21 protein-coding genes are annotated in these 19586 nt (G+C 52.0%); 13 read left to right on the top strand and 8 right to left on the bottom strand.

Annotated features, from left to right (window positions below; genetic code table 11):
• The first annotated feature begins 122 nt into the window (after positions 1–122).
• Both cpxR and cpxA read left to right on the top strand, forming a co-directional pair.
• Complete coding sequence (cpxR, locus tag SBG_RS18635) at positions 123–824, top strand: envelope stress response regulator transcription factor CpxR (protein WP_001033730.1); 702 nt, start codon at positions 123–125, stop codon at positions 822–824.
• Positions 821–2194, top strand: coding sequence for an envelope stress sensor histidine kinase CpxA (gene cpxA / locus SBG_RS18630; protein ID WP_000580407.1), 1374 nt, complete (start codon positions 821–823; stop codon positions 2192–2194). The genes cpxR and cpxA overlap by 4 nt, the downstream gene beginning before the upstream one ends.
• Before the next feature lie 82 nt (positions 2195–2276).
• On the opposite strand, the gene yiiM is transcribed toward cpxA, so the two are convergent.
• Together yiiM and sodA are read right to left on the bottom strand one after the other, a co-directional pair.
• A complete protein-coding gene (gene yiiM / locus SBG_RS18625) occupies positions 2277–2948 on the bottom strand; it encodes a 6-hydroxyaminopurine reductase (RefSeq protein ID WP_000559241.1) in 672 nt (223 codons plus the stop codon).
• A gap of 69 nt (positions 2949–3017) precedes the next feature.
• Complete coding sequence (sodA, locus tag SBG_RS18620) at positions 3018–3638, bottom strand: superoxide dismutase [Mn] (protein WP_000122637.1); 621 nt, start codon at positions 3636–3638, stop codon at positions 3018–3020.
• Between the two features lie 329 nt (positions 3639–3967).
• Here sodA and SBG_RS18615 point away from each other — a divergent pair, with 329 nt between their 5' ends.
• The 3 genes from SBG_RS18615 to SBG_RS18605 are packed head-to-tail and all read left to right on the top strand — an operon-like array spanning position 3968 to position 6785.
• Positions 3968–4951, top strand: coding sequence for a TRAP transporter substrate-binding protein (locus SBG_RS18615; protein WP_000812809.1), 984 nt, complete (start codon positions 3968–3970; stop codon positions 4949–4951).
• Positions 4952–4969: 18 nt separating this feature from the next.
• Positions 4970–5485, top strand: coding sequence for a TRAP transporter small permease (locus SBG_RS18610; protein WP_001091418.1), 516 nt, complete (start codon positions 4970–4972; stop codon positions 5483–5485).
• Entirely contained in the window at positions 5478–6785 is a 1308-nt protein-coding gene (locus SBG_RS18605; protein WP_000566807.1) for a TRAP transporter large permease, read from the top strand. Before SBG_RS18610 ends, SBG_RS18605 begins: the two co-directional genes overlap by 8 nt.
• Positions 6786–6925: 140 nt before the next feature.
• Here SBG_RS18605 and SBG_RS18600 read toward each other — a convergent pair whose 3' ends face one another.
• On the bottom strand, positions 6926–7609 hold the full coding sequence (locus tag SBG_RS18600; RefSeq protein WP_015703087.1) for an oligogalacturonate-specific porin KdgM family protein: 684 nt from the start codon (positions 7607–7609) through the stop codon (positions 6926–6928).
• 614 nt (positions 7610–8223) lie between these two features.
• Between SBG_RS18600 and rhaT the strand changes: the two genes are divergently transcribed.
• Positions 8224–9258, top strand: a complete 1035-nt coding sequence (rhaT, locus tag SBG_RS18590; protein ID WP_000063535.1) for an L-rhamnose/proton symporter RhaT — start codon at positions 8224–8226, stop codon at positions 9256–9258.
• Here the strand turns inward: rhaT and rhaR are convergent.
• Together rhaR and rhaS are read right to left on the bottom strand one after the other, a co-directional pair.
• Positions 9255–10103, bottom strand: a complete 849-nt coding sequence (rhaR, locus tag SBG_RS18585; protein ID WP_000013286.1) for an HTH-type transcriptional activator RhaR — start codon at positions 10101–10103, stop codon at positions 9255–9257. The genes rhaT and rhaR overlap by 4 nt on opposite strands.
• Positions 10104–10233: 130 nt before the next feature.
• Complete coding sequence (rhaS, locus tag SBG_RS18580; protein ID WP_000217122.1) at positions 10234–11070, bottom strand: HTH-type transcriptional activator RhaS; 837 nt, start codon at positions 11068–11070, stop codon at positions 10234–10236.
• Between the two features lie 300 nt (positions 11071–11370).
• On the opposite strand from rhaS, the gene rhaB reads away from it, so the two are divergent.
• The 5 genes from rhaB (at position 11371) to rhaM (ending at position 16642) form a co-directional block, all read left to right on the top strand.
• Entirely contained in the window at positions 11371–12840 is a 1470-nt protein-coding gene (rhaB, locus tag SBG_RS18570; RefSeq protein ID WP_000143950.1) for a rhamnulokinase, read from the top strand.
• Positions 12837–14096: an L-rhamnose isomerase gene (rhaA, locus tag SBG_RS18565; RefSeq protein WP_000211452.1), complete on the top strand. Its 1260-nt coding sequence runs from the start codon at positions 12837–12839 to the stop codon at positions 14094–14096. Before rhaB ends, rhaA begins: the two co-directional genes overlap by 4 nt.
• Before the next feature lie 142 nt (positions 14097–14238).
• On the top strand, positions 14239–15066 hold the full coding sequence (rhaD, locus tag SBG_RS18560; RefSeq protein ID WP_001179785.1) for a rhamnulose-1-phosphate aldolase: 828 nt from the start codon (positions 14239–14241) through the stop codon (positions 15064–15066).
• 116 nt (positions 15067–15182) lie between these two features.
• Positions 15183–16331, top strand: coding sequence for a lactaldehyde reductase (fucO, locus tag SBG_RS18555; protein ID WP_000009273.1), 1149 nt, complete (start codon positions 15183–15185; stop codon positions 16329–16331).
• On the top strand, positions 16328–16642 hold the full coding sequence (rhaM, locus tag SBG_RS18550) for an L-rhamnose mutarotase (RefSeq protein ID WP_000619471.1): 315 nt from the start codon (positions 16328–16330) through the stop codon (positions 16640–16642). The genes fucO and rhaM overlap by 4 nt, the downstream gene beginning before the upstream one ends.
• 50 nt (positions 16643–16692) lie before the next feature.
• On the opposite strand, the gene SBG_RS18545 is transcribed toward rhaM, so the two are convergent.
• A complete protein-coding gene (locus tag SBG_RS18545; RefSeq protein WP_020845729.1) occupies positions 16693–17241 on the bottom strand; it encodes a helix-turn-helix domain-containing protein in 549 nt (182 codons plus the stop codon).
• A gap of 101 nt (positions 17242–17342) precedes the next feature.
• Between SBG_RS18545 and SBG_RS18540 the strand changes: the two genes are divergently transcribed.
• Together SBG_RS18540 and SBG_RS18535 are read left to right on the top strand one after the other, a co-directional pair.
• A complete protein-coding gene (locus SBG_RS18540) occupies positions 17343–18002 on the top strand; it encodes an AzlC family ABC transporter permease (RefSeq protein WP_000683592.1) in 660 nt (219 codons plus the stop codon).
• Complete coding sequence (locus tag SBG_RS18535; RefSeq protein WP_000527673.1) at positions 18002–18325, top strand: AzlD domain-containing protein; 324 nt, start codon at positions 18002–18004, stop codon at positions 18323–18325. The genes SBG_RS18540 and SBG_RS18535 overlap by 1 nt, the downstream gene beginning before the upstream one ends.
• Positions 18326–18370: 45 nt before the next feature.
• On the opposite strand, the gene SBG_RS18530 is transcribed toward SBG_RS18535, so the two are convergent.
• Complete coding sequence (locus SBG_RS18530) at positions 18371–18583, bottom strand: YdgH/BhsA/McbA family protein (RefSeq protein WP_000836010.1); 213 nt, start codon at positions 18581–18583, stop codon at positions 18371–18373.
• Between the two features lie 128 nt (positions 18584–18711).
• Positions 18712–19548 carry a formate dehydrogenase accessory sulfurtransferase FdhD gene (gene fdhD, locus SBG_RS18525; RefSeq protein ID WP_024135159.1) on the bottom strand — a complete coding sequence of 279 codons (837 nt, stop codon included), beginning with the start codon at positions 19546–19548 and terminating at the stop codon, positions 18712–18714.
• Positions 19549–19586: the final 38 nt, after the last annotated feature.

The raw sequence follows: 19586 nt of genomic DNA, 5'->3' as shown, positions 1-19586 counted from the left end.
GATTCAACGAGAGACAGTTTACGATTCGGGCTGCAAACATGCGTCAGGGGGTGTAAAACAACGTAAAGTCATGGATTAGCGACGCCTGATGACGTAATTTCTGCCTCGGAGGTACGTAAACAATGAATAAAATCCTGTTAGTTGATGATGACCGAGAGCTGACTTCCCTGTTAAAAGAGCTCCTCGAAATGGAAGGTTTTAATGTGCTGGTGGCCCACGATGGCGAACAGGCACTTGAGCTTTTGGATGACAGCATCGATTTACTTTTGCTTGATGTGATGATGCCGAAGAAAAACGGTATTGATACGTTAAAAGCGCTTCGCCAGACACACCAGACGCCTGTCATTATGCTGACCGCACGTGGTAGTGAACTGGATCGCGTTCTCGGCCTTGAGCTGGGTGCAGACGACTATTTACCCAAACCGTTTAACGACCGCGAACTGGTGGCGCGTATCAGGGCTATTCTGCGCCGTTCCCACTGGAGCGAACAGCAGCAACTGAGCAGCGATAACGGTTCTCCGACGCTGGAAGTCGATGCGTTGAGCCTTAATCCGGGTCGTCAGGAAGCCAGCTTTGATGGGCAGACACTGGAACTGACGGGTACGGAATTCACCCTGCTTTATCTGCTGGCGCAGCATCTCGGCCAGGTGGTCTCCCGTGAACATTTAAGTCAGGAAGTGCTGGGTAAACGTTTGACGCCGTTCGATCGCGCCATTGATATGCATATTTCTAACCTGCGCCGCAAACTGCCTGAGCGCAAAGACGGTCATCCGTGGTTTAAAACATTGCGCGGCCGCGGCTATCTGATGGTTTCCGCTTCATGATTGGAAGTTTAACCGCGCGCATCTTCGCCATCTTCTGGTTGACGCTGGCGCTGGTGTTAATGCTGGTACTGATGCTGCCCAAGCTCGACTCTCGCCAGATGACCGAGCTGTTGGACAGCGAACAGCGCCAGGGATTGATGATAGAGCAACATGTAGAAGCTGAGCTGGCGAACGATCCGCCCAATGACCTGATGTGGTGGCGTCGCTTGTTCCGCGCGATCGACAAGTGGGCGCCGCCAGGACAGCGGTTATTACTTGTGACCTCTGAAGGACGCGTGATCGGTGCTGAACGCAGCGAGATGCAGATCATTCGTAACTTTATTGGTCAGGCGGATAACGCCGATCATCCGCAGAAGAAAAAATATGGCCGCGTAGAAATGGTAGGGCCCTTCTCCGTTCGCGACGGAGAAGATAATTACCAACTTTACCTGATTCGACCGGCCAGCAGTTCACAGTCCGATTTTATTAATCTGCTGTTTGACCGCCCGCTGCTGTTGCTTATTGTCACGATGCTGGTCAGTTCGCCGCTTTTATTGTGGCTGGCGTGGAGTCTGGCGAAACCGGCCCGTAAGTTGAAAAACGCGGCCGACGAAGTTGCACAAGGCAACCTGCGTCAGCACCCGGAACTGGAAGCTGGGCCGCAAGAGTTTCTCGCGGCTGGTGCCAGTTTTAACCAGATGGTGACGGCGCTGGAGCGAATGATGACCTCACAGCAGCGTCTGCTGTCAGACATCTCCCACGAGCTACGAACACCGCTGACACGCCTGCAACTGGGTACGGCGCTGTTACGTCGTCGTAGCGGTGAAAGCAAAGAGCTGGAGCGTATTGAGACCGAAGCGCAACGTCTGGACAGTATGATCAACGACCTGCTGGTAATGTCGCGCAACCAACAGAAAAACGCCCTGGTCAGCGAAACGATGAAGGCTAACCAGCTATGGGGCGAAGTCCTGGATAACGCCGCCTTTGAAGCCGAGCAGATGGGCAAGTCGTTAACGGTGAATTATCCACCGGGGCCGTGGCCGCTCTATGGCAACCCGAACGCGCTGGAAAGCGCGCTGGAGAACATTGTCCGTAACGCGTTGCGCTATTCACACACGAAGATTGAAGTCGGCTTTTCAGTGGATAAAGACGGTATTACGATTACGGTTGATGACGACGGGCCAGGCGTTAGCCCTGAAGACAGAGAGCAGATCTTCCGCCCCTTCTATCGCACCGATGAAGCGCGCGACCGAGCATCCGGCGGCACCGGCCTGGGACTGGCGATTGTCGAAACCGCCATTCAACAGCATCGAGGCTGGGTGAAAGCGGATGATAGCCCATTAGGCGGTTTACGGTTGGTTATCTGGCTACCACTGTATAAGCGTTCGTAACAAGCAGTGTGGCGCCGGATGGCGGCGTAACCGCCTTATCCGGCCCGCGAGCCCGGTAAGCAACGCGCTACCGGGCGGAATATCATCCCCACAAACGTCGCGCGTTATTTTCAATTTTACCGCTCAGGCGGCGCTTTTGCATAGTTCGGGTCCAGCTTTTGGATAATCCTGCCGCCGACAGCAATCGATGGTACTGCTCATCATCAAATGGCATATGCCAGGCAATGGCGATCGCCTCTTGCACGCTGACATCGCTCAAGCGGGAGACCAGCTCCAACGGCGCATCTGTCGATACTTTGCCTGGCGCTATCACGCTGTAGAGCCAGCCGGTTTTACCCATGTTTTGCATCTGGCTCGCCATGTCGCTAATCGCGAAATGGTAATTGAGCTTAAAGCATGGCGACCGCGGCTGCGTTACCTGAATAAGCGCCTCTCCCCAACGAAAAATATCGCCGATAAAAACATTCTGTTCCGTCAGACCGTCAGTGGAAAGGTTCTCGCCAAATGCCGGAGCGACAAACCGCTCCGCCAGCGCCGGAAACTCCCGCGCCCAATAGAGGTAATGCTCACGCGGATAATGACACAGCGCGCGATCGGGACCGCCATGAATTTTTTTCTCCGCCTGCTCATCACTTTCCAGACCCAGCGCCGTCAGCATCAGTTCACCATCGACCTGCACTTTCGCAATAGCGCTGGGGCGGCTTCCCACGTAATCCTGAATGTTGCCTGTGAATACCTCAACCGGATAATGCATCGCGACTCCTTATGCAGATACAAAAAAAGCGAGTCATCAGACTCGCTTCTCACGGGCTTCAATGCAACTTTATTTTTTCGCCGCGAAGCGCGCCGCTGCCTCATCCCAGTTCACGACATTCCAGAATTCTTTAATATAGTCCGGGCGACGGTTCTGGAACTTCAGGTAATAAGCATGTTCCCACACATCCAGACCCAGAATCGGGAAGCCAGACGCGCCGGAAATGGCTTCGCCCATTAGCGGAGAGTCCTGGTTAGCGGTAGAAACCACAGCCAGTTTATCGCCTTTCAGCACCAGCCACGCCCAGCCGGAACCAAAACGGGTTGCTGCAGCTTTTTCAAACTCTTCTTTGAATTTCTCAACAGAACCGAAATCACGCTCAATCGCAGCTTTAAGATCGCCCTGCAGGGTAGTGCCTTTTTTCAGGCCCTTCCAGAACAGACTGTGGTTAGCATGGCCGCCAGCGTTGTTGCGCAGAACGGTTTTCTTATCCGCCGGTACCTGCTCCAGTTTAGCGATCAGTTCTTCAACCGGCAGATTAGCGAATTCAGGCAGGCTTTCCAGCGCCGCGTTAGCGTTATTGACGTAGGTTTGATGGTGTTTAGTGTGGTGAATCTCCATCGTCTGCTTATCGAAGTGCGGTTCCAGTGCATCATAAGCGTACGGCAGGGATGGCAGTGTATAACTCATAATCATCTCCATTATTGTCGAGCGGCACAGTGTTAACGCCGCGTAAGCAGTTGGTTCATTATAGTTAATTAAATGATATTGAAAATGATTATCAATGCCGTACTTTTTTCGTGGTTATAATCGCCGCGGCAACGGCTGAAAAACCACCGTTTTTCAGTCTCGTCGTAGAAACGACACGGTGATAAATTCCTGGAAACTAATAAATGTGAAACAGGGTTTCAAAATCTTTCTTTTGGTGCCAGGTTTTGTCAGTAGTGGCAAAATCAAAAAGGTTATAATTTCAGTACGCGATTACATTCCCGGCAAATTATTACCATTGCGAGGGAATTATGAAGCAACCTGGTTTTATACATCTGGCTACGCTGGCCTTACTCTTTACACTCTCTTTCTTCTCCCACGGCGAAACGGTTTTACGCCTGGCCTACGCTGAAAACAGTCAGCCGGTAAAAGATGCATTGCACTTCTTTGGGCAGCAAGTTGAAACGAAAACTGGCGGGGATATCAAAGTACAATACTTCCCGGATGGGCAGCTTGGCGGCGAGCGCGAACTGGTAGAGTTGACGCAGGTTGGCGTCGTCGATATCACAAAAGTGTCCTCCGGACTGATGGAGAGTTTTTCGCCTGAGTACGGCGTTTTCTCACTCCCCTACCTGTTTTCCAGCGTTGATGAATACTATCGCGTAATGGATAACCCACAGGTAATGGAACCTGTTTATCAAACCACCGCAGCACAGGGGTTTGTCGGCGTGGGTTGGTATGATTCCGGCGCGCGTAATTTTTATATGAGCAAAGCGCCGGTTAAACGCATTGAGGATTTGCGTGGGAAAAAAATCCGCGTAATGCAAAGTGAGACGGCAATCCAAACCCTCAAACTGTTGGGCGCTTCACCCATCGCCATGAGCCAGGCGGAAGTCTATACCTCGTTACAGCAAGGCATTCTCGACGGCGCGGAAAACAATGAGTTCGCTCTGACTATCGCCCGCCACGGCGAAGTCGCCCGTTATTACACGTACGATATGCACACCCGCATTCCCGATATCCTGCTAATGAGCACCCTCACACTGGAAAAGCTGACGCCGGAACAACAACGTATTGTCAAAGACGCTATCCAGGCATCGATCGCGTTTGAAAAGACCGCATGGGATAAGGAAATTGAGAAAACCAGGCTGGCGGCAGTGAAAGATTTCAACGTGGAATTCTACGACATCGACAAAAAACCCTTCCAGAACGCGGTACAGCCTATTTACGACGAACTGAAAAACAAACCGCGTCTTTACGGGCTATATCAACGTATCCAGACAGCAAAAAAATAATTTAATCAGGAAATTAAGATGAATACATTCAGAAAAGGACTTGATTCATTACTGGGCGCCGTCTGCTGCCTGATGCTGGCTATTATGGTGGGTATCGCCTGCTGGCAGGTGATGAGCCGCTACATATTGGGCGTTCCCAGCACCATTACCGAAGAGATGCTGCGATTTTTACTGGTATGGGTATCGATGCTAGGCATGGCTTTTGTCGCGGGTCAAAAACAGCATATTAGTCTGACCCTTTTGTTGGATAAAGCGTCGCCGACCCTTCGCGGCGGGTGGGACATTATCCTGCAGGTCATTTTTATCGCATTTTCCATGTGGGTGTTAATTATCGGAGGGTTAAAGATCTCTGCGATTTCTATGCTGCAAATCTCGCCTGCGCTGGGCATTCCAATGGGAAAAATTTATTACGCTCTCCCCTGTGCGGGCGTACTGATCATCCTCTATGGGCTACTGAATATTATCGATGCCCTGAAAGCTATCCATTCCACCATGCATACTTCTGAGCACTCTCTGGAGAAATCACATGATTGACCCTATTTTTGCCTCCTGTACGCTCATTGCCGTTTTTGTTGTTTTACTGGCGATGGGCGCGCCAATTGGGATCTGCATCGTCATTGCCTCATTCAGCACGATGATGCTGGTGCTGCCTTTCGACATTTCGATGTTCGCCACCGCGCAAAAAATGTTCTCCAGTCTGGATAGCTTTGCCTTACTGGCCGTACCGTTCTTCGTTTTGTCCGGGGTGATCATGAATAGCGGCGGAATCGCCACCCGGCTGGTCAATTTTGCCAAACTGTTTACCGGCAAACTGCCCGGTTCGCTGTCGTATACCAATATCGTCGGCAACATGATGTTCGGGGCAATTTCCGGCTCAGCCATTGCCGCATCTACCTCGATTGGCGGCGTCATGGTGCCAATGAGCGCCCGTGAAGGTTACGATCGGGGCTTCGCCGCCGCCGTTAATATCGCCTCAGCGCCAACGGGAATGCTAATTCCACCCACCACAGCCTTTATCCTTTACGCGCTGGCAAGCGGGGGAACGTCGATTGCCGCGCTGTTTGCCGGAGGTTTAGTGGCGGGCGTACTATGGGGCATCGGCTGTATGTTGGTCACGCTGGTGGTCGCCAGACGTCATAACTACCGTGTCTTTTTTACTGTTCAAAAAGGAATGGCGCTAAAAGTGGCCGTTGAAGCCATTCCCAGCCTGCTACTGATCGTGATTATTGTCGGCGGTATTGTACAAGGAATTTTTACCGCGATTGAAGCATCGGCTATTGCGGTGATTTATACATTATTGCTGACGATGGTTTTTTACCGCACACTGAAAATTAAAGACTTACCCTCGATTTTGCTGCAAACCGTCGTAATGACGGGGGTGATCATGTTCCTGCTGGCGACCTCTTCGGCAATGTCCTTTTCAATGTCGATCACCAATATCCCTGCGGCGTTAAGCGATATGATCCTTGGTATTTCCGCTAATAAACACGTTATCCTGTTGGTGATTACCGTCTTTTTATTAATCATCGGCGCATTTATGGATATCGGCCCTGCAATTCTGATTTTTACGCCGATTCTGCTGCCGATTATGATTAAACTGGGCGTCGATCCTGTTCATTTCGGTATTATCATGATCTATAACCTGGCGATTGGTACTATTACTCCGCCCGTGGGTAGTGGTTTATACGTGGGAGCAAGTGTAGGAAAGGTCAAAGTTGAGCATGTGATCAAGCCGCTGGTACCTTTTTACGGGGCAATTATCGGTGTTCTGTTATTAATTACCTACTTGCCGGAAATCACTCTGTTTTTACCGCGTCTGTTGGGTATCATGTAAACGCTTTATTCTCAATTATACTCGTTGCTGTTTAGCAAACTACGCACACTAACAATTATCCGACGAGGATCGCCACATAAAAAATCCGGCTGCCTGTAAAGCAGCCGGAAAAGGGAATAAATAACAGACGGAAATAATGATTAAAAGGTGTAACCTAAACCAACACGGAAACGCGTTTGCCTTTCATCACTGTTGCCGCTTACAGAAACATTACCGACCTCAACAAACGGAGACCATTGGCCGATGATATAAGCCGTTCTGAAGTTATATTCATAGTTATCCTTACCACCATCATAAAGATCATATTTATCGGCTTTCTTATAAATCCCTTCAATGGTCCAGTCAAAATTATTCCATTTATAACCTGCCCAAGCATCCATACGATTGATGGTATCATCATCCCGGGCATCAGAAGAGCGTCGTACATATTCGAAACGATAACGCGCCCCAATCCACCAGCTTTCACTCAATGTCCACGTCGCGCGAAAATAAGGCTTATAGGTAGAATAACCGTCACCCGTTTCCAGCACAAAACCCGGCTGCCAGGCGACATCTCCGGTTTTGAACTGATAGCTTATCGTATATTCGTTACCCTGTGTTTCCATATCGTTAAAGGCTTTATTTGTGTCATCCCCGCCTGATTTTGAGATAGCCTCCAGCGCAAAACCAAAACCATTCGCAAAACGATGAGAGATATATGCACGGTCAAAGTTAGCTTTACTGTCGTCAAGATATTCATGGCGAACATCAACATAAACTGCATGCGCATTAGTTACAGCAAGAGGTAATAGTAAGAAAAGAGCTTTTCTCATAACATGATCCATTCAATTTAAAATTAAAACGGTGTTTTATGTCTAACATTGCAACCATAATATGCATTACGGAGCGCGACAATACAGACAATCTCCTTTAATTTAAAATTGAGATAATGTTCAAAAAGCAAAATAAAATAAATGAAATTTATATTCGCAACATAAAAATAAACTGTAACTTCATTAACGTCGTTAATATAGGGATTTCCTTATTATTATATTTTGTTGATTGCTAACATTAATTTTTAGGCATTTAAACTATAAATATAATCAAATAAAATAACCAATCCCTGTATAACCATTTTTTAACTGGCAGTTCGTCAGGATTTCCTCATTATGTGATCTCACGCAGCGTTTTCTTTGCATTATTGCCAACCATACCGTTTCGTGTCGTTTTTATGAAGGAAGTTTATAAAACTAATATTATCCGCTGCATTAACTAAGTCTTATATCACCATCATCTGTTTCGTCTTTTTTAAAACGTGAACTTAATCACCTCATTAACGTGCTGATTGCCAGAGTACGCGCAACGGCGGCAAACGTTACAAGGTTAACAGGCTGAACAATTTTTAAACTCATGCCTACGGAAGGGGTACCCCGTCCATAAAAATAATGAGGATCATGTCATGAGTAATGCGATTACGATGGGTATTTTCTGGCATTTGATAGGGGCGGCCAGTGCAGCCTGTTTCTATGCCCCGTTCAAACAAGTGAAACAGTGGTCATGGGAAACCATGTGGTCAGTGGGCGGCATTGTCTCCTGGCTTATTCTGCCATGGGCAATTAGCGCCTTGTTGCTACCAGATTTCTGGACCTATTATGGATCGTTTAGTCTCTCCACGCTTCTACCCGTTTTTTTGTTCGGCGCCATGTGGGGCATCGGCAACATTAATTACGGCCTGACCATGCGTTACCTTGGCATGTCAATGGGTATCGGTATCGCTATCGGCATTACGCTTATCGTCGGCACACTGATGACGCCGATTATCAACGGTAATTTCGATGTGTTAATCCATACCGAAGGGGGACGCATGACCCTGCTTGGCGTCTTTGTCGCCCTGATCGGCGTCGGGATTGTGACGCGCGCCGGGCAGTTAAAAGAGCGCAAAATGGGGATTAAAGCTGAAGAGTTTAATCTGAAAAAAGGCTTGCTGCTGGCGGTTATGTGTGGCGTATTCTCCGCCGGAATGTCGTTTGCGATGAATGCGGCAAAACCGATGCACGAAGCCGCTGCCGCGCTGGGTGTTGACCCGCTTTATGTCGCCCTGCCAAGCTATGTCGTGATCATGGGCGGCGGCGCGCTGGTTAACCTTGGCTTCTGCTTTATTCGTCTGGCAAAAGTGAAAAACCTGTCGATAAAAGCTGACTTCTCGCTGGCAAAACCGCTGATCATCAGCAATATACTGCTGTCGGCGCTGGGCGGTCTGATGTGGTATTTACAGTTCTTTTTCTATGCCTGGGGCCACGCGCGTATTCCGGCGCAATATGACTATATGAGCTGGATGCTGCATATGAGCTTCTATGTGCTGTGCGGCGGGATTGTCGGTCTGTTACTGAAAGAGTGGAAAAATGCCGGTCGTCATCCTGTCAGCGTATTGAGTCTGGGCTGCGTCGTGATCATCGTTGCTGCCAATATCGTCGGAATGGGGATGGCTAGTTAATCGCTCTGCTCACTGAGATGACGCCACTGGCTTGGCGTCATCCCGGTTTCCCGTGTGAATACCACCGAAAAATAATTGCTGTCTTCAAAACCGCAGCGCATCGCAATGTCCCCAATCATCAACCGACTGTGCGAAAGCAGATACTGTCCGTGGCAAATACGTACCTGGCGCAGATACTGGTTAATACTCATTCCGGTTTGGCTTCTGAACTGCTGGCGTAACACCCGCTCGCTGCACTGCTCCTGTGCGCAAAAGGCATCCAGCACAAAGGGGCGTTCCAGACTTGCGGCCAGCGCGGTAATCAGCTTATCGAGCAGCGTCTCGCTGGAGATTGGTGATTGGGTAGTGGTCGCATAGCGATGTCGTTGTAGCGTCATTACCAACTGGCCGAACAACAGTTCCGTCATGGTATTCGCCTGTGGATCATGCTGCTGGCTTTCATGCTCAATCTGACCAATCAGCTGACGTGCCTGTGCCATGCCGGCGCTGCCTAATCGCCAGTGGGGATGCCCATCGGCATGATTAAATCCGGGGATAGCCGTATCCCAATCCAGATTCAGCTTCAACCGTTCGGGACAATAAATGATGTTCTGCAAAACCAGGTCATTAACGGAGGCGTAGGAGTGTTTGTCCTGGGCGCGGATATAAAACAGATCGCCACGCGTGATCCGGTAAGGACGATCGTTTAGTACGTGCAGACCATTGCCGCGCCAGACAATGACAAGTTCGCAAAACTCATGAGTATGTTCTGCAAAGACATCCTGAGGATAGCGAGCGGCAACGGCGACGGCCTGCTCGTCATCCGCAAAAAAATCGTCTTTGAGAAGGATCAATTGATTCGCCACCGCAACACCTCAGGTTGAATGCTTGCCGGGTAGCGCTACGTTTACCCGACCTATAGATCGCCGCCACCCGGTATTACAAGGCGCTTATTACTAGCAAATCCTGTAACCAAAAACGGTGATAGCATTCGCGTTACTGGAGTATCGCATCGCGCCCCTGACGAATATCACGAGGTGACCAGTTGAATTCGCGGCGAAAAAGCGTCGAAAAGTGGTTACTGTCGCCAAAACCGCAGCGATAGGCAATGTCAGTAACGCTTTCATCACTATGGCGCAGCAGATGGCGGGCCTTAATCAGGCGTAAACGGTTGAGATAACGTTGGGGGGTAAGCCCGGTATGCTGTTTAAGCTGACGATGCAGAGTGCGGAGCGACAGCGAAAACTGCTCCGCCACAGCTTCCCAACATACCTCTTCGGCAAAATGGTCTTCCAGCCATGCCATCAGGTGATTAAGACGTGCATCATTATCGACCGCGCCTTCCATCAGACTGCTTTTACGCAACAAAACCAGCAGTTGCATAAACAGGATTTCACGGTTCGCCGCCGTCGGCGCGTCCATTCCTTCACCCACATTCTCCATTTGCCCCACCAACTGGCGAACCTGTTGCAATATTCCCTGATTGACCCGCCAGTGGGAGGGATAGTGCCCGTCCTGTTCCTGCGGAAGAAGCTGATTTAATCCGGCAAGAAACTGAAACGCGTCCGGCGAGCGGTATAACACATTCGTCAGGCAGAGATTATCAGTATGTTCATATAAATGCCGATCATGATCGCGAACAAAGCAGACGGTACCGCCGCTAATGGTATAAGGCTGACCGTTAAAAACGTGAATTCCGGTTCCATGCTCAACAATCACAATTTCATGAAAATCATGATGATGTTCCGGAAACGCCGATTGGGGAAGTCGGGGTTCAATGGCGACAGGGGCCTTACCTGACGGAAAAAAATCCACGCTATGCAGTACAGTCATGCTCGCTTCCTCCTGAATTCAACATGACCGAAATAGTAATTAAGGGTTATCAATCTCACCTTAAATTTTCGACGCTAAAGCGCGTAAAGACGGTCATTTTTTCAAGAAACCAGCGGAAAGATCGGGAAATGCGGCGGGCATCACATCAGCATGAAACCGGCAAATTAATGGAAACTGTGAACGCTATCACGTTCATCTTTGCCATGTTGCCAGCGGCTAATTCTGACTGTCACTAACAAGAAGGTAGCGGTGAGCTGGGGTTCTTAGACTGGGTGCATTCACTTTCAGAAGGACCTCATCATGACTTTTCGCCATTGTGTCGCGGTCGATCTCGGGGCATCCAGCGGACGCGTAATGCTGGCGCGTTACGATTGCGATCATCGCACCCTGTCGCTGCGCGAAATCCACCGCTTCACCAACTGCCTGCAAAAAACAGCAGGCTTTGATACCTGGGATATTGATAGCCTGGAAGCGGCTATTCGCCTGGGGCTACAGAAAGTGTGCGATGAAGGTATCCGGATTGACAGTATCGGGATTGATACCTGGGGTGTGGACTATGTGCTGATCGACAAACAGGGTCAACGCGTCGGTTTACCGATCTCTTACCGTGACAGCCGAACAACCGGCATAATGGCTCAGGCACAGAAACAGCTCGGTAAAAGTGAAATCTATCACCGTAGCGGCATTCAGTTTCTGCCGTTCAATACGCTTTATCAACTGCGCGCACTGGCCGAACAGCAGCCAGAGTTACTTCCTCAGGTTGCGCACGCGCTGCTGATGCCCGACTACTTTAGCTATCGCCTGACCGGTGAACTGAACTGGGAATATACCAACGCCACGACCACTCAATTGGTCAACATCAACACCGATGACTGGGACGAAACGTTGCTGGCATGGGCCGGGGTAGAGAAAAGCTGGTTTGGTCGCCCGACCCACCCTGGCAATGTCATTGGTTACTGGATCTGTCCGCAGGGCAACCGTATCCCGGTGGTTGCCGTCGCCAGCCACGATACGGCCAGCGCCGTCATTGCCTCACCGCTGGCGAATAAGCATAGCGCCTATCTTTCATCAGGGACCTGGTCATTGATGGGCTTCGAAAGCAAGATGCCGTACACCACCGACGACGCATTGGCCGCCAACATCACCAACGAAGGCGGGGCGGAAGGCCGCTACCGTGTGCTGAAAAATATCATGGGCCTGTGGCTGCTTCAGCGTGTGCTGAAAGAACGCAATGTGACCGATCTGCCAGCGTTGATCGCGCAAACGCAGGCACTTCCCGCCTGCCGTTTCCTGATTAACCCGAATGACGACCGCTTTATCAATCCGGCAGATATGAGCGCCGAGATTCAGGCTGCCTGCCGCGAAACCGACCAGCCGGTTCCCGTCAGCAATGCCGAGCTGGCGCGCTGCATCTTTGACAGCCTGGCCTTGCTGTATGCCGATGTCCTGGAGGAGCTGGCCTGCCTGCGTGGGGAAGCATTCAGCCAGTTGCATATTGTCGGCGGCGGCTGCCAGAACACTCTACTCAATCAATTGTGCGCCGACGCCTGCGGTATACGGGTGCTGGCCGGGCCGATTGAAGCCTCCACTCTTGGCAACATCGGTATCCAATTAATGACTCTCGACGAGCTAAGCAACGTCGATGAGTTCCGCCAGGTTGTTTGCGCTAACGACGACCTGAAAACCTTTATCCCTAATCCTGACAGTGAAATTGCCCGTCACAAAGCGCAGTTTCAACCAACACGACAGACAAAGGAGCTTTGCGCATGACCACTCAACTTGAACACGCCTGGGAACTGGCGAAACAACGTTTCGCTGCGGTAGGTATTGATGTCGAAGAGGCGCTGCGCCAGCTCGATCGTTTGCCGGTCTCTATGCACTGCTGGCAGGGCGATGACGTCGCCGGTTTTGAAAACCCGGAAGGTTCGCTAACCGGCGGCATTCAGGCGACCGGTAATTATCCTGGTAAAGCGCGTAACGCCACCGAACTGCGTGCGGACCTTGAGCAGGCACTGAGCCTGATCCCGGGGCCAAAACGCCTGAATCTGCACGCGATTTATCTTGAGTCCGAGGCGCCGGTTGCCCGCGATCAAATCAAACCTGAACATTTTAAAAACTGGGTGGAATGGGCAAAAGCCAACAAACTGGGTCTGGATTTCAACCCGTCCTGTTTCTCACATCCTCTGAGCGCAGACGGCTTCACGCTGGCGCATGCTGACGACAAAATCCGTCAGTTCTGGATAGATCACTGCAAAGCCAGCCGCCGCGTTTCAGCCTATTTCGGCGAGCAGTTGGGCACACCGTCGGTGATGAATATCTGGATCCCGGACGGCATGAAAGATATCACCGTTGACCGTTTAGCCCCACGCCAGCGTCTGCTGGAGGCACTGGATGAGGTGATCAGCGAAAAGCTGAACCCGGCGCATCATATTGATGCGGTAGAAAGCAAGCTGTTCGGTATTGGTGCAGAAAGCTACACCGTCGGATCCAATGAGTTCTATATGGGCTATGCCACCAGCCGTCAAACCGCGCTATGTCTGGACGCCGGTCACTTCCATCCTACCGAGGTGATTTCCGACAAAATCTCCGCCGCTATGCTGTACGTGCCGCGCCTGTTGCTACATGTAAGCCGTCCGGTACGTTGGGACAGCGACCACGTGGTATTGCTGGATGATGAAACCCAGGCAATTGCCAGTGAAATCGTGCGCCACAATCTGTTTGATCGCGTTCACATTGGCCTGGATTTCTTTGACGCCTCTATCAACCGCATCGCGGCATGGGTCATCGGTACCCGCAACATGAAAAAAGCGCTGCTGCGCGCTCTGCTGGAACCCACAAAACAACTGCGTCAGCTTGAAGCCAGCGGTGACTACACCGCGCGTCTGGCGCTGCTGGAAGAGCAAAAATCCCTGCCGTGGCAGGCCGTCTGGGAAATGTACTGCCAGCGCCATGATACGCCTGCTGGCAGCCAATGGCTGGAAAGCGTACGAACATACGAGAAAGAGATTCTGAGCAAACGTAGCTGACAGCGACGCCTGATCTGTAGGCCGGATAAGACGCCCGCGTCGCCATCCGGCAATAAATGAAACACGATTGCCGGATGGCGCTGCGCTTATCCGGCCTACGTAAGACCCGAATAACCTTCGGGCAATAAATGGGAACACGAACATGCAAAATATTACCACCTCCTGGTTTGTCCAGGGGATGATCAAAGCGACTTCCGACGCCTGGCTGAAAGGCTGGGATGAACGTAACGGCGGCAACCTGACGCTACGCCTGGATGAGGCGGATATTGCCCCCTTTAGCGCTGATTTCCACGAAAAGCCGCGCTACATTGCCCTCAGCCAGCCGATGCCGATGCTGGCAAACACGCCGTTCATCGTCACCGGCTCCGGCAAATTCTTCCGTAACATTCAGCTCGATCCGGCAGCCAATTTAGGCGTGGTCAAAGTGGACAGCGACGGCGCAGGTTACCATATCCTGTGGGGCTTAACCCATGAAGCCGTCCCAACCTCCGAACTCCCGGCGCATTTTCTCTCCCACTGCGAACGCATCAAAGCCACCCACGGCAAAGACCGCGTGATTATGCATTGCCACGCCACCAACCTGATTGCCCTTACCTATGTCCTGGAAAATAACACCGCGCTTATCACCCGCAAACTGTGGGAAGGGAGCACTGAGTGCCTGGTGGTCTTCCCGGATGGCGTGGGCATTTTGCCGTGGATGGTGCCAGGTACCGATGAAATCGGTCAGGCAACTGCCCAGGAGATGCAAAAACATTCGCTGGTGCTGTGGCCTTTCCACGGCGTATTCGGAAGCGGACCTAACCTTGATGAAGCGTTCGGTTTGATAGATACCGCCGAGAAATCAGCTGAGGTGTTAGTCAAAATCTATTCGATGGGCGGTATGAAACAGACCATCGCACGTGACGAGCTGGTGGCGCTCGCAAAACGCTTTGGCGTAACCCCGTTGGCCAGCGCGATCGAACTGTACTAATACAGGTGCCGGGTGCGCTTTCGCCTTATCCGGCCTACATGACAGTACTCGTTTCATCGTAGGCCCGAGACGCGTAGCGCCATCAGGCACCAGGGATCTTGTTCAAGGAGAACGTTATGAGCTTTATGTTGGCATTGCCTAAAATCAGCCTGCATGGCGCAGGGGCAATTGGCGATATGGTCAATCTGGTGGCGAATAAGCAATGGGGCAAAGCGCTGATCGTAACCGATGGTCAACTGGTCAAACTCGGCCTACTGGACAGCCTGTTTAGCGCTCTGGACGCGCATCAGCTGCCTTATCACCTGTTTGATGAAGTCTTCCCGAACCCCACCGAGGCTCTGGTACAAAAAGGCTATGCTGTGTACCAGGCGCAAGCCTGTGATTACATCATCGCCTTCGGCGGCGGCAGCCCGATCGACACCGCGAAGGCAGTGAAAATCCTCACCGCCAACCCGGGGCCGTCTACCGCCTACTCCGGCGTCGGAAAAGTGAAGAACGCGGGCGTACCGCTGGTCGCGATCAATACCACCGCCGGTACCGCTGCAGAAATGACCAGCAATGCGGTTATCATCGACACCACGCGTCAGGTAAAAGAGGTCATTATCGACCCGAACATCATCCCGGATATCGCCGTAGATGATGCCAGCGTAATGCTGGAGATCCCGGCCTCTGTCACCGCGGCAACCGGTATGGACGCGCTGACCCACGCGGTGGAAGCGTATGTTTCGGTAGGCGCACATCCCCTCACTGATGCCAACGCGCTGGAAGCAATTCGTCTGATCAATCTGTGGCTGCCGAAAGCGGTTGAGGATGGTCATAACCTCGAAGCCCGTGAGCAAATGGCGTTTGGACAATATCTGGCGGGAATGGCGTTCAACAGCGCTGGTCTGGGCCTGGTTCACGCACTGGCGCACCAGCCGGGCGCGACGCATAACCTGCCGCACGGCGTCTGCAATGCCATCCTGCTGCCGATCATCGAAAACTTTAACCGTCCCAACGCGGTAGCGCGCTTTGCCCGCGTGGCGCAGGCGATGGGCGTGGATACGCGTGGCATGAGCGATGAAGCCGCGAGCCAGGAAGCCATTAACGCCATTCGCGCGCTAAGCCAACGCGTGGGTATTCCACAGGGCTTTAGCACACTGGGCGTCACCAAAGAAGATATCGAAGGCTGGCTGGATAAAGCGCTTGCTGACCCTTGCGCGCCGTGCAACCCGCGCGCCGCCAGCCGTGATGAAGTTCGCGAGCTGTATCTGGAGGCATTATGATCCGCAAGGCCTTCGTGATGCAGGTGAATGCTGATGCCCACGCGGAGTATCAACGTCGCCATAACCCCATCTGGCCGGAACTGGAAAGCGTGCTGAAGGCACATGGCGCCCATCACTACGCAATCTACCTTGATAAGGAACGGAATCTGCTGTTCGCCACCGTTGAGATTGAATCCGAGGAGCGCTGGAACGCCGTTGCCAGCACCGACGTCTGTCAGCGCTGGTGGAAATTTATGCGCGATGTAATGCCCGCCAATCCGGACAATAGCCCGGTTAGCGCCGAGCTACAGGAAGTGTTCTATCTGGCTTAGGACCGTAGGCCGGATAAGCGTAGCGCCATCCGGCACAACCGGCAGCTGGCTCAGTTCTGCTCCAGCACCAGAATCGCCTGGGTATCCGGCTCCAGCGCTTTAAAAATATGCGACTGGTCACCGGGGTAGCAAATATAATCCCCTTCCGCCAACTCCTCCGCTGCGTCGGTTAAGCCGACCAGCGCTTTTCCCTGCGTCACGATAATATGCTCCACCGATCCCGACGGATGTGGATGAGAAACGCGATCCGCTCCAGGCTGGGTCAGCAGCAGATAGATATCACGCCGCGCTCCCGGCGGGCACGCCGCCAGCAAAATAGCCTGATAATGCGCTTGTTCCGCCACGACTTTCATCCCTTCACCGCGACGAATCACCTGCGTTTTTTGTTCCTGCGGCTCCAGCAGACGCGCAAAGGGAATATCCAGCGCAACGCAAAGCGACCACAACGTTTCAAGGCTGGGATTGCCATTTCCCGCTTCTAACTGTGAGAGGGTCGATTTGGCAATTCCCGCACGCCGGGCAATTTCCGCCAGCGATAATCCGGTTCTCCGGCGTTCGCGCACCAGGCTTCTGGCAATGACGCTGATAGGTTGTGTCATAAAAAATCCAACGTTCACTATAACGAACGAAACGTTCGTCTTGTAAAGCATATCTGTTCCGTTCATTATAATGAAAATTCGTTCGATATGGCTAAAAGAAGATGAAACATTACTTTTCCTGTCTCAAAGGAGACACGATAAAAGCGATATTTTTAGTGTGCCTGGCTGTGGGTGTTGTCGGCATGTCTTATGGTTCGCTGGCAATGGCCTACGGCTTCCCCATGTGGGTGCCGTTTGTACTCTCTATTTTTGTGCTGGCAGGCGCGTCCGAATTTATGTTTATTGGGATCGTTGCCAGCGGTGGTAATCCGCTGGCAGCGGCAGCGGCAGGGTTACTGGTGAATGCCCGCCACGTGCCGTTTGGCGTAACGGTGCGCGATTTGGTTGGCACCCGCGCCGCCAGCTTTTTCGGCTGCCATATTATGAATGATGAGAGCGTGGTATTCGGCTTGTCGCAAAAAACACCCGAACAACGTAAAGCCGCCTACTGGCTATGCGGTCTGGGCGTCGCCCTATTGTGGCCGATTGGCACACTGATTGGCGCAGGTGTCGGCAAACTGCTCCCGGCACCGGAAACCATCGGTCTGGATGCCGTATTCCCGGCGATCTTACTGGCGTTAGTGATACCGGCGTTTAAAAACCGCACCACATTGATTCGTGGTTGCAGCGGCGCCGCGCTGTCGCTTGCCGCCGTTCCTTTTGTGGCGGCCGGATTGCCGGTGCTGCTTTCGCTGCTGGGCTTACTGGCGAGGGAAAAATAATGGGCAATATGACGCTATTTATTATCGGTATTGCTCTTTTGTCTGCGGGAACCTATTTGATGCGGCTCGGCGGCGCGAAACTTGGCAGCCGTCTGGCGCTATCCGAACGTTCACAGGCGTTGCTGTCAGATGCGGCCACGGTGCTGTTATTCTCTGTTGCTCTGGCGACCACCTTCTACGAAGGTGAACATTTTGCCGGGATGGCGCGCGTTCTGGGTGTGGCCTTCGCCGTATTTTTAGCCTGGCGTAAAATGCCGCTGATTGTGGTGATTATCGCCGCCGCGGTAGTCACTGCGCTATTGCGGCTGGCGGGGATAAATTAAACAAAAAAAGCGCCCCGGGGCGCTCTTTCGACAGTGGCTGGCGGCTTAGTTCAGCAGTTCTGCCGTCATATGTACGCGGTTGCCGGTGTATGCCTGAGTAATTTTATAAGAGCTTGCACCCGCTTGTTCAGCCTGCGCGGCAATCTTCGCTTCGGTGTTTTCCAGCGTCGTACCGGTTGCGGTGACAGACTGGGCAGCAAAAGTGCCAAAAGAGGTAGCCAAAGCGATAACTGCGACAAAAGTTTTGATGCTTTTCATGATATAAATCCTTACGATTCGTTGTTTGAGTAAGGCACCATGCCTTGATGAGCTAAATCATAGGCGGATACATGGACAACTAAAAGTGGAAGGATTTGCCTTTCTTTTTCAAACTAATTGAATATCAATCACGCACTGATCAACCGTTGAGGATGGGTATAAACCGTCGCCCGGCCCGGCTTACAAAACCCCACCAGCGTCAGATTGCAGCGCCCGGCGACCTCAACGGCGAGCGTCGTCGCGGCAGAAACTGCAAACAGGATCTCTACGCCGCACATGGCGGATTTTTGCACCATTTCATAGCTGGCGCGGCTGGAGACCAGTACTGCACCCTGCCGCCAGCGTTCACCTTCTACGGCGCGACGGCCTAAAAGTTTATCAAGCGCAACGTGGCGTCCGACATCTTCATGGCCCCCCGCCAGTTCACCCGACGGCATGACCCACGCTGCCGCATGGGTACAACCGGTCAGCTTACCTGTCGGTTGAAAATCATTCAGATGTGTTAACGCCCGATCAAGGTTGCCGAGGTTAAACGTCTGGGTAAATGGCAACGGCTGCACCGGCTTACCGATGTCATTGAGCTGTTCAACGCCACACACGCCGCAGCCGGTGCGGCCGGCAAGCGCGCGGCGACGCGCTTTCAGCCCCATAAAGCGGCGGCTGGAAAGTTCGATCTGCACTTCAAGTCCGTTACAGGACGGCACAACATCCATCCCAAAAATGTCACGCGGACTGTCAATGATCCCTTCAGACAGCGAAAATCCCATCGCAAAATGGGGCAAATCCTTCGGAGAAGCCATCATGACGACATGCGAAATGCCGTTATACACCAGCGCAACCGGCACTTCTTCGGCCACATCATCACGTCGGGGGTGCTGTAAATCCTCGCGTTTCCAGAGAGTCAGCTGGCGTGAGGTTGTGAAATCAGTCACATTTAGGACTTCTTCAGACAGTATATTGTTCACTTTCTTTTAACCATATAAGAACACGCACACCAACATTA

The organism is Salmonella bongori NCTC 12419 (assembly GCF_000252995.1).
Classification (GTDB): Bacteria; Pseudomonadota; Gammaproteobacteria; order Enterobacterales; family Enterobacteriaceae; genus Salmonella; species Salmonella bongori.
Note: the sequence above shows the minus strand (reverse complement) of the source record. Positions and strands in the feature narration are given on the sequence as shown.